Here is a 15,475-nt window from a genome sequence, read left to right as displayed (position 1 = left end):
CGGTAACAAGAGCGGCCGCCCGGCCGCCCATGGCCTCGGCTATGAAGACATGAAGGCGGGTCATCGACTCATGACCACTCGATGAGTGTCAAACGATGAGTGCAATGCGATGAGCATGTACGTCAACTGAACGGTCCGCGCCCCCAAGGCTCGGACCAGAGGGAGAGTAGTGGCAAAGGTCCGCGTCTACGAGCTCGCGAAAGAGCTCGGAGTTACCAGCAAGGTCGTCCTGATTAGGCTGAACGACATGGGAGAGTTCGTCCGATCGGCGTCCTCGACGATCGAGGCACCCGTCGTCCGACGGTTGGCGGAGGAGTTCGAGAAGAACCCGCCGAAGAAGCGCGCGGCCAAGTCGGCCGCCGCCAGCACCTCAGCAGCGCCGCAGGCGACTGCTCCGGTCCCGGCCGCACCGCAGGCTCCGGCCGCAGAGGCCAGCGCACCGGCCGCAGCGCCGGTACCGGCCGCTCCGGTCAAGGCTGAGCCCACGGTGGTCGAGACCGCCGCGAGCGCAGGCACGTCCGGCGCCGAGGTCACCGAGTCCGCTGCTCCGCGCAGCTCCACTCCGGTGGCCGGCGAAGCAGCACCGGCGAGCCCGGCTCCGGCCGCGACGCCTGCTCCGGCTCGTCCGGGACCGCGTCCCGGCCCGAAGCCCGGTCCGCGCGTCGAGACCCCCGCACCGGCCGCGACGCCGGCGTTCGAGGCACCTGCGGCCAAGGCCGCCGAGGCCCCGGCCGCTCCGGCGCCGGTTGCCGAGACTCCGGCCGTCCAGGCTCCGGAGACCCCCGCAGTACAGGCTCCTGCCGCTTCCGCGGCGCCGTCGGCTCCGGCCGGTCAGCGTCCGGCAGCGCCGCGTCCGGCCGGCGACAGCTCGGCCCGTCCGGGTGCTCCTCGCCCGGCCACGCCGGGTGGCAACGCCCCGCGTCCGGGTGGCGCACCTCGTCCGGGCGCACCCCGTCCGGGTGGTTCGCCGCGTCCGGGAGCTCCCGGTGGCCAGGGTGCCGCCGGCGGTCGTCCGGGTGCGCCGCGTCCGGGCAACAACCCCTTCAGCTCGACCCAGGGCATGCAGCGCGGTGGCGCGCGTCCGGGTCCGGGTGGCGCTCCGGCGGCCCCGGCCCAGGGTGGCGGCCAGGGCAGCGGAAGTCCGGCAGGAATGCCGCCGCGGCCCCCGCAGGCTCGTAGCGGCGGTTCCGACCGTCCGCGTCCGGCCGGCGGCGTACCGGGCGCTCCGCGTCCGAACCCGGCGATGATGCCGAAGTCCTCAGCCGGTACCTTCACCGGCCGTCCGGCTGGTCCGGGTGGCGGTTCGGGTGGTCCTGGCGCCGGCGGCCGTGGCCGTCCCGGCGGCGGTTCCGGTGGTCCCGGTGGCGGCGGTGGCGCTCGTCCGGGTGGCGGCGGTGGCGGCGGCTTCCGTCCGGGTGGTGGCCCCAGCGGTCCCCCCGGTGGTGGCGGTGGCGGTCGTCCGGGCCCGGGTAACCGGGGCCGTGGCGGAACGCAGGGCGCCTTCGGTCGTCCGGGTGGTCCGGCCCGTCGTGGTCGCAAGTCCAAGCGCGCCAAGCGCCAGGAATTCGACAACATGCAGGCTCCGGCCGTCGGCGGCGTGCGCGTCAAGCACGGTGACGGCGAGGTCGTGAAGCTCGCCCGTGGCTCGTCGCTGACGGACTTCGCCGAGAAGGTCGGTATCGACCCGGCGGCGCTGGTCCAGGTGCTGTTCCACCTCGGTGAGATGGTGACCGCGACCGAGTCCGTCAACGAGGAGACGCTGCAGGTCCTCGGGACCGAGCTGAACTACGACGTTCAGGTCGTCTCCCCGGAGGACGAGGACCGCGAGCTGCTCGAGTCCTTCAGCATCGACTTCGGCGCCGACGACGGTGGCGACGAGGACCTGGCGGCCCGTCCGCCGGTGGTGACCGTGATGGGTCACGTCGACCACGGTAAGACGAAGCTGCTGGACGCGATCCGGCACGCGAACGTGGTGGCGAAGGAAGCCGGTGGCATCACCCAGCACATCGGTGCGTACCAGGTCACCACGGAGGTGGACGGCAAGGAGCGCGCCATCACCTTCGTGGACACCCCGGGTCACGAGGCGTTCACCGCCATGCGTGCTCGTGGTGCGCAGGCCACCGACATCGTCATCCTGGTGGTCGCGGCCGACGACGGCGTGATGCCGCAGACGATCGAGGCCCTGAACCACGCCCGGGCGGCGAACGTCCCGATCGTGGTCGCGGTCAACAAGATCGACGTGCCGAACGCCGACCCGGTCAAGGTGCGCGGTCAGCTGACCGAGTACGGCCTGGTCCCCGAGGAGTACGGCGGCGACACGATGTTCATCGACGTGTCCGCGAAGGCACGCCTGAACATCGACGGCCTGCTCGAGGGCGTCATCCTGACCGCCGACGCCTCGCTGGACCTCCGGGCCAACCCGGACCAGCCGGCGCAGGGTCTGGCGATCGAAGCGCACCTGGACAAGGGCCGTGGCCCCGTCGCGACCGTGCTGGTTCAGCGCGGAACGCTGCGGGTCGGCGACTCGATGGTCGCGGGTCCGGCGTACGGCCGGGTCCGGGCGATGCTCGACGAGCACGGCAACAACGTGACCGAGGCACTGCCGTCGCGACCGGTCCTGGTTCAGGGTCTGTCCGGCGTGCCGGGAGCCGGCGACAACTTCCTCGTTGTCGACGACGACCGGATGGCCCGGCAGATCGCCGAGAAGCGGGAAGCCCGGGCTCGGGCGGCCTCGAACGCGAAGCGCCGCGTGCGCCGTACGCTCGAGGACTTCATGGCCTCCATGGAGAAGGGCGAGAGCCAGGAGCTCCTGCTCATTCTCAAGGGCGACGTGTCCGGTTCGGTGGAAGCGCTCGAGGACGCACTGGTGCGGATCGAGGTCGGCGACGAGGTCAACCTCCGCGTCATCGACCGCGGCGTCGGTGCGATCAACGAGAACGACATCAACCTGGCCATCGCGTCGAACGCCGTCATCATCGGCTTCAACGTGCGGCCGGCCGGCAAGGCCGGGGACCTGGCCGAGCGCGAAGGCGTGGATGTCCGGTTCTACTCGGTCATCTACTCGGCGATCGACGACATCGAGGCTGCTCTCAAGGGCATGCTCAAGCCGATCTACGAGGAGTTCAAGCTCGGTTCGGCCGAGATCCGCGAGATCTTCCGCTCCTCCAAGGTCGGAAACATCGCGGGTTGCTGGGTCACCAGCGGCGTCATCAAGCGCAACGCCAAGGTGCGGGTCATCCGCGACGGTGTGGTTGTGGTCGAGAACGGCGAACTGTCGTCGCTCAAGCGGTTCAAGGACGACGCGTCCGAGGTCCGCGAGGGCTTCGAGTGTGGTCTGACCGTGAACAACTACAACGACATCAAGCTCGGCGACGTGGTCGAGGCGTTCGAGCTGCGCGAGAAGCCCCGTAGCTGATCTCGAGCACGACTGATGCACCAGTAACGTCCGGAGTGGCGGTTTCACACCCGCCGCTCCGGACGTTACGCATGAAGGACCACCAGCAGGAACAGAGGGAGTGAGCCCTGATGGGCCAAGCAAGGGCGAAGCAGTTGGCCGACCGGATCCAGGTCCTGGTCGCGGAGATGCTCGAGCGTCGGATCAAGGATCCGCGGCTCGGCTTCGTCACCGTGACGGACGCCAAGCTGACCGCCGATCTGGGCGAGGCGAGCGTCTTCTACACGGTGTACGGCGGCGAGCAGGACCGGGTGTCCAGCGCGGCCGCGCTGGAGTCGGCCCGCGGGCTGATCCGCAGCGAGGTCGGCAAGGCTCTGGGGCTGCGCCGCGCCCCCACGCTGCAGTTCTACCTGGACGCTGTCCCGGAGACGGCGGGCCAGATCGAGGAGTTGCTGGCCAAGGCGCGTTCGGCGGACGCTGAGGTGGCGAAGGCTGCTGCCGGTGCGAAGCCGGCCGGCGATGCCGACCCGTACAAGCACCGCGAGGACGATGACTCCGACGACGAGTGACGCTGTGACCTCGCCTGTCGACGGGGCGGTCGATGCTGTTGGTTCGGAGGCTTTGGATGCCTCCGTCCACGCAGCGTTCGATGCCTCGGTTGCCGACGGGATCGTCATCGTCGACAAACCGGCCGGACTGACGTCCCACACCGTGGTGGCGAAGGTCCGCCGGTTGGCCGGCACCCGCAAGGTGGGTCACGCCGGCACGCTGGACCCGATGGCGACCGGAGTACTGGTGGTCGGCCTCAACCGCGCCACCCGGCTGCTCGGCCATCTCCAGCTGGCCGACAAGTCGTACGACGCGACCATCCTGCTCGGCGCTACGTCCTCCACGGACGACGCCGAGGGGGAGATCACGGTCTCCTCCACTCCCGAGTCTCTTGCGGCTGTCACCGCTTCAGCGATCGAGGAGGCAGTCGGCGCCTACCGCGGCCCGATCTCGCAGGTGCCCTCCAAGGTGTCGGCGATCAAGGTCGACGGCAAACGCGCCTACGAGCGTGTGCGAGCCGGCGAAGAGGTCGTGCTGAAGTCCCGCGAGGTGACAATCAGCCGGTACGACGTACTCGCTGTCCGCCCTGTCGATGGCGGCATCGAGGTGGACATCTCCGTCGACTGCTCCAGCGGCACCTACATCCGTGCCCTGGCTCGCGACTTGGGCGCCGACCTCGGCGTCGGCGGCCACCTCACCGCGCTCCGTCGTACGCGGGTCGGTGCTTTCGGCATGTCCTCGGCCCACACGCTGGAGGCTCTGGGGGAGACGTTCGCGATGCTCCCGATCGCTGACGTCGCTGCGGACACCTTCCCGCGCTACGACGCTGACGAGGAGCAGACCGCCGCCATCCGCACCGGTCGCCCGCTGCCCGGCCTGAAGCTGACAGCTGACCAACAGACCGCGATGTTCGCCCCGGACGGCACCTTCCTGGCTCTGTACGAACCCCACGGCCCGCTAGCCAAACCCACTGCGGTCTTCGTCAGCTAGTACTTCTTTCCCGCGCGTCCAGTTCCGCTCGCTGCGCTCCCTCCACCGGCCGCTCCCGCCCACCCGTCGGTGCGCGGGCTCCTCCGTCGCCCGCTTGGTGAGTGCGAGCGGGTTGCGCCATGCCAACGAGTTGGGTGCCAGCGGAGGCTGCCTGCCGCGCTGCTGGAACTGTCGATGTGGTTCCTCATCTAACTGATTGGCCGACGCACGCACTGCTTCTACGGTATTTGGAATCTACCTTCCAAATGCGAGGTATTCAGATGCGTCGAAACGTCCTGCCCACCGCTGCCGTCGCACTGCTCATCATGGCCGTCGCCGCCCCGGCGCAAGGCCTGCCCGGGCCTGTCGCCACGCCTGATTCAAAACCAAGCCGAGCCGTCGGGATCGAGAGCCTCTCGCCCGCAGATCAAGCCAGTCAGCTCGCCCAGGCGCCGCTGCTCGAACTGCTCAACCGCATCCGCGATCTCGAGCCGAAGGCCTACGAGACCCAGTACGCCGGCGCTGAGGTGGATGCCAAGCGCAAGACGCTGACTCTGCACTGGGCCGGCGCCGTCCCTGCCGGACTCACCCGACTTCGCTCCAAGACAGCCGAGGGCGTCGTGCTGGACGTCAAGCCGGCCAGGTTTTCGCAGCGTCAGTTGATGACCGCTGCCCAGCGAGTCATGCCTGGCGGTGAATCGAACGGCACCGTTTCGTTGGCGGTCGACGGATCGGGCCTAACTGTTGCTGCAGGCAACTTGCCTGCGATTGGCCGAGGGACCGCACGAGCCTCGGTTGCCGAGGCGGCACTGCTGCAACGCGTTGCCGCGGTGAGGACGTCGGGTGTCCCGGTCACCCTCGCTGCTGCCCGGCCCGGTACGACGCAGTTCGCGTCCAGGCAGGCCGACAGTTCGCCGTACTGGGCCGGTGCGAGGATCGACATGCTCGGCGACACCTGCACCAGCGGATTCAGCATGTACGCGAGCGCCATTCCCGGTAATCGGTTCACCCTCACCGCCGCTCATTGTGTCTCCTACAGCGACGGCGTCAGGGTCGACAACGGGGCCGGCGTCCGGATGGGGCAGTCCGATTTCGTCGGCAGGCTCTACGGGCAGAACTCCTACGATCTCGGCACGGTGCGTCTCGACGCAGGCAGAAGCAACGCGCCATCGATCTATGTCGGGGAGAACGCCTACGACGGCACCATCCCGGTCTCCGGCTACGCCTCAGCGGGAGTACCGGCCGGTGGCAACTACTGCGTCCACGGCATGACTGCCGTGAACTGCAATGTGCGCTCGGGCGCCCAGGAATGGGTTTGCGCCGACCGCTGCTTCTGGAACATCGCCATGACAGCTTGGGATGGAACCAACATCATCTGGTGCCGCGGCGACAGCGGCGGGCCGATCTACTACTGGACCGGCAACACCGTCATCGCCGCGGGCGTCGTCAGCACACTCAGAGGCCCCGTGGGGACAGTTTGCAGCCGGATCGGCGGCGCCTCCGTCGTGGCCACGGCGGTCAACCTCGTCGACGGACTCCGGGTAGTGACAACCTCAGCCCCCTGACCAGCATCTGAGCCGGCCGCACCGCGGCCGGCTCAGCGGGTCTGCGCTCTCAACAAGGCAATATCAGCAGCCCGGAGAGCCTCATCGGCATCCTTGAATGACCGAATAGTCGGCAGCGCACCCACGCTGGTCCCGGCCTCAACCGAGCTGATCAGCTCCTTGAGCCGCCCGGTGTCCGCCCCGACATCATCCAGCAGTACTGCGAACTCGTCCTTCCGCAGCCGGGCGGCAGAATCCCCATCGGTCAAGACCTGTCGTAGCTGCCCGACGATCACTCGCCAGGCCTCGGCTTCCGCCGCGGCTGGGTCGTCATCGACAGGATGGTCAGCGACAGCGGCGACGCGAAGCAGGACGACCGCGCAGTCGTAGTCAGGCGACCGCCGGGTTCGGTTGATGGCCGCGCCGAGACGGTCCAAGAACAGCATCCGGTTGACCAGACCAGTTTCCGGGTCGCGCAACGCGTTGCGGCGCAGGGCGAGTTCTTGCTCCTTGCGTTCAGTCATATCGACCAGCGCGCCGACCAAGCGAGCCGGGCAGCCGGCATCGTCGAGCACCGTGACGGCGCGGCACATCATCCAGCGGTAGTCGCCGGTCGAGGTTCGTACACGGTGTTCGAGCTCCAGCGGCGTACGGGCGCCGCCGAGCTGCGCCGCGATGGCGGCGGACAGTTCACTGCGTTCGTCCGGGTGTACGCGGTCGAGCCACTCGGTGGGGGAGGAGCCGATCTCGTCCTCGCCGTAGCCCAGCGTCTGCTTCCACCTCGGCGAGTAGTAGACCGAGCCGGCTGAGACATCCCAGTCCCAGGTGCCGTCCTGGGCCGCCATCGAGGCGAGTGCATAGCGCTCTTCGCTGGCCCGGATCGTGTCGGCGAGAGCGCGTTCCCGGGTGGCGGCCTCCTCCAGCGCCAGCCGCTGGTCGCGCAAGGACGACATCAGCTGCTCCTGGTCCAACGCCACTGCCAGCAGCGCAGCCCAGTGGTTGTACTTGTCCCGGCCGCTGGTCATCCGGGTGTCGACCGTGCCGTTGAGTGCGAGTAGTCCCCAGTCGCTGCCGCCGAACGTCACGGGGAGCACCAAGGTCAGACCGCTGCTGCCCAACGCTCCGCTGCGGGTCAGCGTCGCGGGCGGGAACTGGCTGGCCGGCGTACGGTTCCCGACCAGGCGGGCCAGCATGCCCGAGGTGTCGTTGACGCCGACGATCTCGATCTCCCGATCGCCGGGAGACAGTTCGTGCCCGCGCCACAGGCCGAGGCAGGCCGCGCCGGACCCGGTTCGCGGAAGCCAGCTGAGTGTGCGCGGGCTCGGGCCTCTTCCACGCAGGAGGTCCATGTCGACCTCGTACTGGTCGGCGATCGTCCGCTCCAGATAGCCGCCGCGTGCCAGCATCGGTTGGGTGCAGCCCTTGGTCAGCGCGAGCAGTACGTCGGTCGTGACGCGCCGCAGCGTCGGCAGCCGCTCGGACTCGGCAGGCAACGCGTCCATCAGCTCCGTCTCCAGCTCCCGCACTGCGGCGACCAGCTGCTCGAGCGCCTCGGAGTACGGTCGCCGGGCCGCCGTCAGATCGCCGAGACGGCCGAGCGCCGTCGCAGTGGGTACGACGCCACTCTCGGCGGCCGCAACGATCGGAGCCACGACAGCGCGCAGCCAGCTCTCCCGCGACTCGTCGCCGCCGAGGGCGAGACTGCCGGCCGCCGCGGATCGTCCGCCGAAGCCGGTGTCGGAGAGCTGGTGCAACCGCGCTCGCGCGGGCGTCGATCCGTAGCTCTCGAACAGGGGATCGTCGAGGTCGTTGTCGGGCTGAGCCGTCGATTCGCCACACCCGCAGGACTCGCGGATCACCAACGTGGACGGGGTTCTGTACTCGCCAGCCGCCACGTATTCACCGTTCAGCCGGGCCAGCAGCAACTTCACCGCGAGCCCGCCCACCCGATCGTTGTGCGGGTCAACGGTCGACAGCCGCGGCACCAGCCGGGCACCGGTCTCGGTTCGGTCGAACCCAATCACGGCATGATCGCGGGGCAGTACCAACCCGGAAGCCCGCAGCGCCTGGATGAAGCCGACGGCGTTCCGGTCCGTCGCCGCGATCGTCGCGGTCGTGGGCAGCCCGTCGGCGAGCAACCGCTCCGCTGCTTCCGACCCGCCGAGCTCGTGGTTGTCGACGGTCCGCGAGAACCAGCCCTGCCCAGGAGTGATCCCGTACTGCGCAAGCGCGGTCCGGTACGCGTCGTACCGCTCCCGGATGTCGCGCTGCAGCGGCCGGCCGATGAAACCGATCCGGGTGTGCCCGTGCTCGATCAGATGCTGCATCGCCGCGTAGACGCCACCGGCGTTGTCGGGAACGACCACCGGAGCAGGGAGGCTGGTCTGGTCCTCGCTGATCATCACGACCGGGCGACCCCAGTTCTGCACCGAGGGGAGCCGGTCGCGCTGGACGGCTTTGGTGATGACGATGATGCCGTCGACCGCATCGAGCGCGACCGGTACCTCGACCAGCGGTTCGTCCGGGAACCGCTCGCGATCAAGCCCGGCCGGATAGGTCTGTACTGCGACGACGCTGTGCCCGCCCCGCCGGGCGGCCCGCGCGATCCCGGCGATCAGCGCGCCGAAGTAGAACCCGCCGACCACCGGCGAGAGCACCCCGATCGTCCGTCGCGCACTCCTGGCCATCGCCTCGCGTCCCATCCCACCCATGCGCATCCTGGTCAGGTCAGCGGGGGTGAACCGATGCGCTCTGGTGCACCGCGCTACACACTAGGTAATTGTGGTGCCACCTGCCGTCGACGATCCCGGATCGCCCGCGCGCCGCCCGACGATCAGCGATGTCGCCCGGGCGGCCGGGGTGTCGATCGCGGTCGTCTCGTACGCGCTCAACGACCGCGCCGGAGTCTCGGCGGCCACTCGCGAACGGGTCCTGCGGATCGCCGACGAGTTCGGCTGGCGCCCGAACGCGGCGGCACGTTCGCTGCGCAACGGTCCGCGCGCGGTCGGCTTGGTCCTCACCCGGGAGGCCGGCGGTGCGGCGCACGCGACCTCGTTCCTCGACTTCGTCTCCGCCGTCCAGGACGTGGTGGCCGAGCGCGGGTTCGCCCTGCTGCTGCAGATCGTGGACTCGACCGAGGCTGCCGTCGCGACGTACCGCATCTGGTGGGCCGAGCGCCGGTACGACGTGATGATCGTGCCCGACGCCTTGACCCGCGATCCCCGGGTGGACGCCTTGCGGCGCATGCGTGCGCCTGCCGTCGTACTGGGTCCGCAAGCACACACTCGCGGGCTGGCCTCGGTCTGGCTCGACGAGGAGGACGCGTACTCGCGGGTCGGGACCTACCTGGTTGAGCTCGGTCATCGTGACGTCGCGGCGGTGACTGCGCCGATCGCCCTGCATCGCACTCGGTTGCGGATCGAGGTGCTCACGCAACTGCTCGACGCAGCCGGTGGCTCTCTGGTCCACGAGGCCACTAACGCGACCGCCGAGGAGGCCGCCGCGGCTACCCGACGGCTGCTGACCGGAGCGGCGCCGCCGTCGGTCATCGTGCTGGACACCGACCAGATGGCGGTGGCCGCACTCGACGTCGCCCGGCGGCTCGGCCTGCAGGTGCCGTGGGATCTCTCGATCGTCTCGGGCGCCGACTCGGCTCTTTGCCGGCTCGCCACTCCGTCGATCACGGCGCTGCCGCTGCCGTCGGCCGAGCTCGGAACCGCGGTAGGCCGAGCCGTGCTGGCGGTGCTCGACGGGCAACCGGAGTACAGCCGGGTCGAACCGGTCGGCGGCCTCGCCGTCCGAGGCAGTACCGCGCCCCGCTCCCGGTGACCGGCAAAACCCCTGGTCACGCTGCAACAACTCGCCTTCGTCCTAAACGTTTCACCCCATGCCCGCCAGGTGACGCCGCGTGTTGAAGTTCAAGCCGAAACACCGACCGCACCTGGAGGCACGTGTGATCAAGATCCCCAAACGACTGCTGGCCGCCACCACAGCCGTTGCCATCGCCCTCCCGCTTACCCTGATGGCCACGGCGAACGCCGCCGAGCCGCACGTCGACAACCCGTACGCCGGCGCGACGCAGTACGTGAACCCCACGTGGGCCGCCAGCGTCGAAGGCGCCGCGACTCGCGTCCCCGACTCGGCCCTGGCCGCGAAGATGCGGGCCGTCAAGACCCAGCCGACCGCGGTCTGGATGGACCGGATCAGCGCCATCACCGGCAACACCGCCGGCAACGGGCTGCGCTTCCATCTCGACAACGCCCTGACCCAGAAGCAGTCCGGTACTCCGCTGGTCGTGAACCTGGTGATCTACGACCTGCCCGGCCGGGACTGCTACGCGCTCGCCTCGAACGGCGAACTGCCGGCCACCGCGGCCGGCCTGGCCCGCTACAAGACCGAGTACATCGATCCGATCGCGGCGATTCTCGCCGACTCGAAGTACCAGGGTCTGCGGATCGCGGCGACGATCGAACCGGACTCGCTGCCGAACCTGATCACGAACATCTCGCACCCCGAGTGCCAGACCGCCGCGCCGTTCTACCGCGAGGGCGTCAAGTACGCGCTCGACAAACTGCACGCGATCCCCAACGTCTACAACTACATCGACGCCGCCCACTCCGGCTGGCTGGGCTGGGACACCAACGCAGGTCCGGCCGCGAAGCTCTTCGCGGACGTGGCCCGCACCACCACGGCCGGGCTCGCCTCGGTCGACGGCTTCGTGACGAACACGGCCAATACCACCCCGTTGGCCGAACCGTACCTGCCGAACTCCTCACTGACCTTGAACGGTACGCCGATCCGCTCGTCCACCTTCTACGAATGGAACTTCGACTTCGACGAGCTCGACTGGACCGCGCATCTGCACAGCCTGCTCGTCGCCGAGGGCTTCCCGGCCAGCACCGGGATGCTGATCGACACCTCGCGCAACGGCTGGGGCGGCACCGCCCGGCCGACGGCGACCTCGACCAGTACGGTCCTGGAGACCTACATCGACCAGTCCCGGGTCGACCGCCGGACCCATCGCGGCGCGTGGTGCAACCCGCTCGGCGCCGGGATCGGCGAACGCCCGCAAGCGACGCCGTCCGCCCCCGCGGCGTCCCACCTCGACGCCTTCGTCTGGATCAAGCCGCCGGGGGAGTCCGACGGCGCGTCCACCGAGATCGAGAACGACGAGGGCAAGCGGTTCGACCGGATGTGCGACCCGACGTTCGTGTCGCCCAAGCTGGCGAACCGGCTCACCGGCGCCTCGCCGGGTGCTCCGCTCGCGGGCCACTGGTTCGAGTCGCAGTTCGTCGAGCTGGTCCGCAACGCGTACCCGGTGATCAACGGCGGCGGTACTCCGCCCACCGACACCACGGCTCCGTCGGTACCGACCGCGCTGCAGGCCGGTGCGATCACCAGCACGTCGGTGGCGTTGACCTGGACTCCTTCGACCGACAACGTCGGGGTCACAGGGTACGACGTCTATCGGGGCACGACACTCGCCGGCTCTTCCACCACCGCGAGTTTCACTGCGACCGGGCTCACCGCCAGTACGGCGTACTCGTTCACGGTCCGGGCCAAGGATGCGGCGGGCAACGTGTCCGCAGCCTCGACGGCCTTGCCGGTGACGACGACCGGCACCGGGAACCCGCCGGCGGGTAGTTGCAAGGTGGTGTACTCCGCGAACACCTGGAACACCGGGTTCACGGCGTCGGTCAAGCTCACCAACACGTCGACCGCGCCGCTGACCAACTGGCGGCTGACGTTCTCCTTCGCCAATGGGCAGACCGTCCAGCAGGGTTGGAACGCTGTCTGGACCCAGACCGGTAGCGCGGTCACGGCGACCGGCTCCCCGAACTCGGGGAACCAGACGCTCGCCCCCGGAGCGACCGCCGATCTCGGCTTCAACGGCGCCCACTCCGGCACCAACAACGCGCCGACCGCGTTCTCGGTCAGCGGTCAGCCCTGCACGATCGGCTGACCTCGCCTCAAACCGGCGGTCTTGGTTCCTCCCCGGCCCCTCCGGGCGGAACCAAGACCGCCCCCGCCCCAGTTTCAGGAGGCAAGGATGAAGTTCTCGTCATGGCTGTCGCCAGTACGGCGGCATGGCCGTGCGGTGCTGCCGCTGGTCGCGGCCGCCGCGTTGCTCACCGGCGCATTGGCACCCAATCTCTCTGCTTCGGCGGCCTCGACCGCCGTACCCACCAAGGAGCCGGCCGCCGCCCAGGCCGTCCCCGCCCAGGACTGGTTGCATGTCCAGGGCAACAAAATCGTCGACGACGCCGGCAAGGAGGTGTGGCTGACCGGCACCAACTGGTTCGGCTTCAACACCAGCGAACGCGTCCTGCACGGCCTGTGGTCCGGCAATCTGCAGCAGATCACCAAGTCGATGGCCGATCGCGGCCTGAACGTGGTCCGGATCCCCATCTCCGCGCAACTGCTGCTCGAATGGTCCGCGGGCCAGACGATCACGCCGAACGTCAATCTCAGCGTCAACCCGGATCTCGCCGGGATGAACAACCTGCAGGTGTTCGACCGCTTCCTCGCGCTCTGCGAGCAGTACGGCCTGAAGGTCTTCCTGGACCTGCACAGCGCCGAGGCCGACAACTCCGGCCACACCTATCCCTTGTGGTACAAGGGATCCATCACCACCGAGAAGGTCTACCAGGCGTGGACCTGGGTGACCACGCGGTACCTGACCAACGACACCATCATCGGCGCCGACCTAAAGAACGAGCCGCACGGGCAGTGGTCGGAGACCCTGTTCGCGAAGTGGGACAACTCCACCGACCCGACCAACTTCAAGTACTTCGCCGAGACCGCCGCGCAGAAGATCCTCGCGATCAACCCGAAGCTGCTGATCTTCGTCGAGGGCACCGAGGTCTACCCCAAGGACGGCGTCTCCTGGACGTCAAAGAACAAGGACGACTGGTACAGCACCTGGTGGGGCGGTCAACTGCGCGGCGTCGCGCAGCGTCCGGTCAACCTCGGCCAGCACCAGAGCCAGCTGGTCTACTCACCCCACGACTACGGACCGCTCGTCTACGAACAGCCCTGGTTCACCGGCGACTGGAACCGTACGACGCTCGAGCGGGATGTCTGGGACCCGAACTGGCTCTACATCCACAAGCAGAACATCGCACCCCTGCTGATCGGCGAGTGGGGCGGCTTCATGGACGGCGGCCGCAACCAGAAGTGGATGACGGCGCTCCGCGACCTCATCAAGGAGCAACGCCTGCACCACACCTTCTGGGTCCTGAACCCCAACTCCGGTGACACCGGCGGCCTGCTCAACAACGACTGGGCCACCTGGGACGAGCCGAAGTACGCGCTCCTCAAGCCGGCCCTCTGGACGCAAGGCACCAAGTTCGTCAGCCTCGACCACCAGGTCCGCCTCGGCGGCCCCGGCAGCACCACCGGCATCTCGTTGTCAGAGGCAACAGGCGGCGACCCCGGCCCGGTCGACACCACCCCACCCAGCACCCCAACGGCCCTGGCCGCCGGCACCCCCACCTCAACGTCGATCCCACTCAGCTGGACCGCATCCACCGACCCCGGCGGCAGCGGCGTCGCCAGCTACGACATCTACCGCGGTACGACCCTGGCCGGCACCTCAACCACCACCACCTACACCGCGACCGCCCTGACCCCCTCCACCGCGTACTCCTTCACCGTCCGAGCCCGAGACGCCGCAGGCAACGTCTCACCCGCCTCCACCGCAGTCACAGCCACCACCGCAGCCGGCCAATCAACCGGCGCCTGCTCAATCCAGTACCGAGCCAATACCTGGACCGGCGGCCTCACCGCCACCCTCCGAATCACCAACACCGCCCCCACCGCCCTAACCACCTGGACCCTCGCCTTCTCCTTCCCCCCAGGCCAAACCCTCTCCAACGGCTGGGGCGCCACCTGGACCCAATCCGCCTCCGCCGTCACCGCAGCCTCCCTTCCCTACAACGGCGCCATACCCCCCGGAGCCACAGTCGAGATCGGCCTCAACGCCACCTCAACAGGCACCAGCACCCCACCAACCGCCTTCACCCTCAACAACACCCCCTGCGCCACAACCTGACCCATTAACCGCAGGCGCGGCGGCTGATCCCCACAGCCCCCGCGCCTGCGATTACCTCATCCGTCTCACCTACAGCCTTTAGCGCAACGCCGCCACCGCGGTCTCGACCACCTGGTCGGGAGTGCTTACGACATCGGGGACCACGCCGACGCCCTCCCAGTTGGTGCCGGAGGTGCTGTCGACGACGTACGCCTCGGGCAAGAACGCCATCACGGTCGGGGCTAGCCGGATCGGCGTGATGTGATCGGCGGCGCCGGGGGTGGTTTCGCCGACGACAACAACCCGGCCTCGCGTCTGCAGGTGGTACGCGAGTGCTTCGCCGGACGAGAAGGTGCCCGGGCCGACGAGTACGGCGACCGGCTGCCGCAGACTCGTGCCGGACGGCAGAGCGGGAGTCCACCACTCACGCCGCCGATCGGGGTAGACGACCTCGGACAACTGCGTCGGCGTATCACCGAGCAACCACCCGGCGATGTGCGCCACCGTCGCCGGATCGCCGCCCCCGTTGGCGCGCAGATCGAGCAGGATCCGGCTCGAGCCCTGCGCCAGAGCAAACGCGGCGTCGACATACGGCTGGGCGAGGCTGATGGGATCGAGGTCATCGACGCTGATGAAGCAAGTGCCATCTGCCAGCCGTCGCACCTGCGAAACGCACGCGGCCCGAGCCCGAACCACGTCCGGATCGGGATCGGGCCACCCTGGCGACACGGTGTCAGGCCGGCCGGTGCCGCCGGGCTCGAAGGTGAGCGCGAGATGCCGGGAGACCGTCCACGCACACTGCTCGATCGCTTCACAGTCGGCGCCGGCGACCGGCGTGCCCACGTCCCCGAACCGCTCGGTGAGCACGGCGACAAGCGCGTCGCGGCGGGCACCTGCTGGCATCAGCCGAGTCAGCCAGCCGGTGAGCCGCCCGACTAGATCATGCACCACCAGGACATCGGACATGATCGAACGATAGGACAGCGG

The 15,475-nt window shown here is 69.0% G+C and carries 9 protein-coding genes; 7 read left to right on the top strand and 2 right to left on the bottom strand.

Annotated features, from left to right (window positions below; genetic code table 11):
- The first annotated feature begins 169 nt into the window (after positions 1 to 169).
- The 4 genes from infB to AB0P21_RS05440 all read left to right on the top strand — a co-directional run bounded on the left by infB (position 170) and on the right by AB0P21_RS05440 (position 6,477).
- A complete protein-coding gene (infB, locus tag AB0P21_RS05455) occupies positions 170 to 3,415 on the top strand; it encodes a translation initiation factor IF-2 (RefSeq protein ID WP_363693888.1) in 3,246 nt (1,081 codons plus the stop codon).
- 110 nt (positions 3,416 to 3,525) lie between these two features.
- The gene (gene rbfA, locus AB0P21_RS05450; protein WP_363693886.1) at positions 3,526 to 3,963 is read left to right on the top strand and encodes a 30S ribosome-binding factor RbfA; all 438 of its coding nucleotides are present in this window, start codon (positions 3,526 to 3,528) and stop codon (positions 3,961 to 3,963) included.
- 52 nt (positions 3,964 to 4,015) lie between these two features.
- Entirely contained in the window at positions 4,016 to 4,933 is a 918-nt protein-coding gene (gene truB, locus AB0P21_RS05445; protein WP_363694424.1) for a tRNA pseudouridine(55) synthase TruB, read from the top strand.
- Between the two features lie 260 nt (positions 4,934 to 5,193).
- Complete coding sequence (locus tag AB0P21_RS05440; protein WP_363693885.1) at positions 5,194 to 6,477, top strand: trypsin-like serine protease; 1,284 nt, start codon at positions 5,194 to 5,196, stop codon at positions 6,475 to 6,477.
- A 32-nt stretch (positions 6,478 to 6,509) separates the two neighbouring features.
- Here AB0P21_RS05440 and AB0P21_RS05435 read toward each other — a convergent pair whose 3' ends face one another.
- Entirely contained in the window at positions 6,510 to 9,167 is a 2,658-nt protein-coding gene (locus AB0P21_RS05435) for a substrate-binding domain-containing protein (protein WP_363693883.1), read from the bottom strand.
- 70 nt (positions 9,168 to 9,237) lie between these two features.
- On the opposite strand from AB0P21_RS05435, the gene AB0P21_RS05430 reads away from it, so the two are divergent.
- The 3 genes from AB0P21_RS05430 (at position 9,238) to AB0P21_RS05420 (ending at position 14,509) form a co-directional block, all read left to right on the top strand.
- Complete coding sequence (locus AB0P21_RS05430; protein WP_363693882.1) at positions 9,238 to 10,284, top strand: LacI family DNA-binding transcriptional regulator; 1,047 nt, start codon at positions 9,238 to 9,240, stop codon at positions 10,282 to 10,284.
- 79 nt (positions 10,285 to 10,363) lie between these two features.
- The gene (locus AB0P21_RS05425; RefSeq protein WP_363693880.1) at positions 10,364 to 12,418 is read left to right on the top strand and encodes a glycoside hydrolase family 6 protein; all 2,055 of its coding nucleotides are present in this window, start codon (positions 10,364 to 10,366) and stop codon (positions 12,416 to 12,418) included.
- Between the two features lie 87 nt (positions 12,419 to 12,505).
- Positions 12,506 to 14,509 (top strand): cellulase family glycosylhydrolase, encoded by a 2,004-nt coding sequence (locus AB0P21_RS05420; protein WP_363693878.1) that lies wholly within the window; start codon positions 12,506 to 12,508, stop codon positions 14,507 to 14,509.
- A 78-nt stretch (positions 14,510 to 14,587) separates the two neighbouring features.
- On the opposite strand, the gene AB0P21_RS05415 is transcribed toward AB0P21_RS05420, so the two are convergent.
- Entirely contained in the window at positions 14,588 to 15,454 is an 867-nt protein-coding gene (locus AB0P21_RS05415; protein ID WP_363693877.1) for a S41 family peptidase, read from the bottom strand.
- Positions 15,455 to 15,475 lie beyond the last annotated feature (21 nt).

Source organism: Kribbella sp. NPDC056861 (assembly GCF_040687575.1).
GTDB lineage: Bacteria > Actinomycetota > Actinomycetes > Propionibacteriales > Kribbellaceae > Kribbella.
This window is presented reverse-complemented; position numbering and strand designations above follow the sequence as displayed.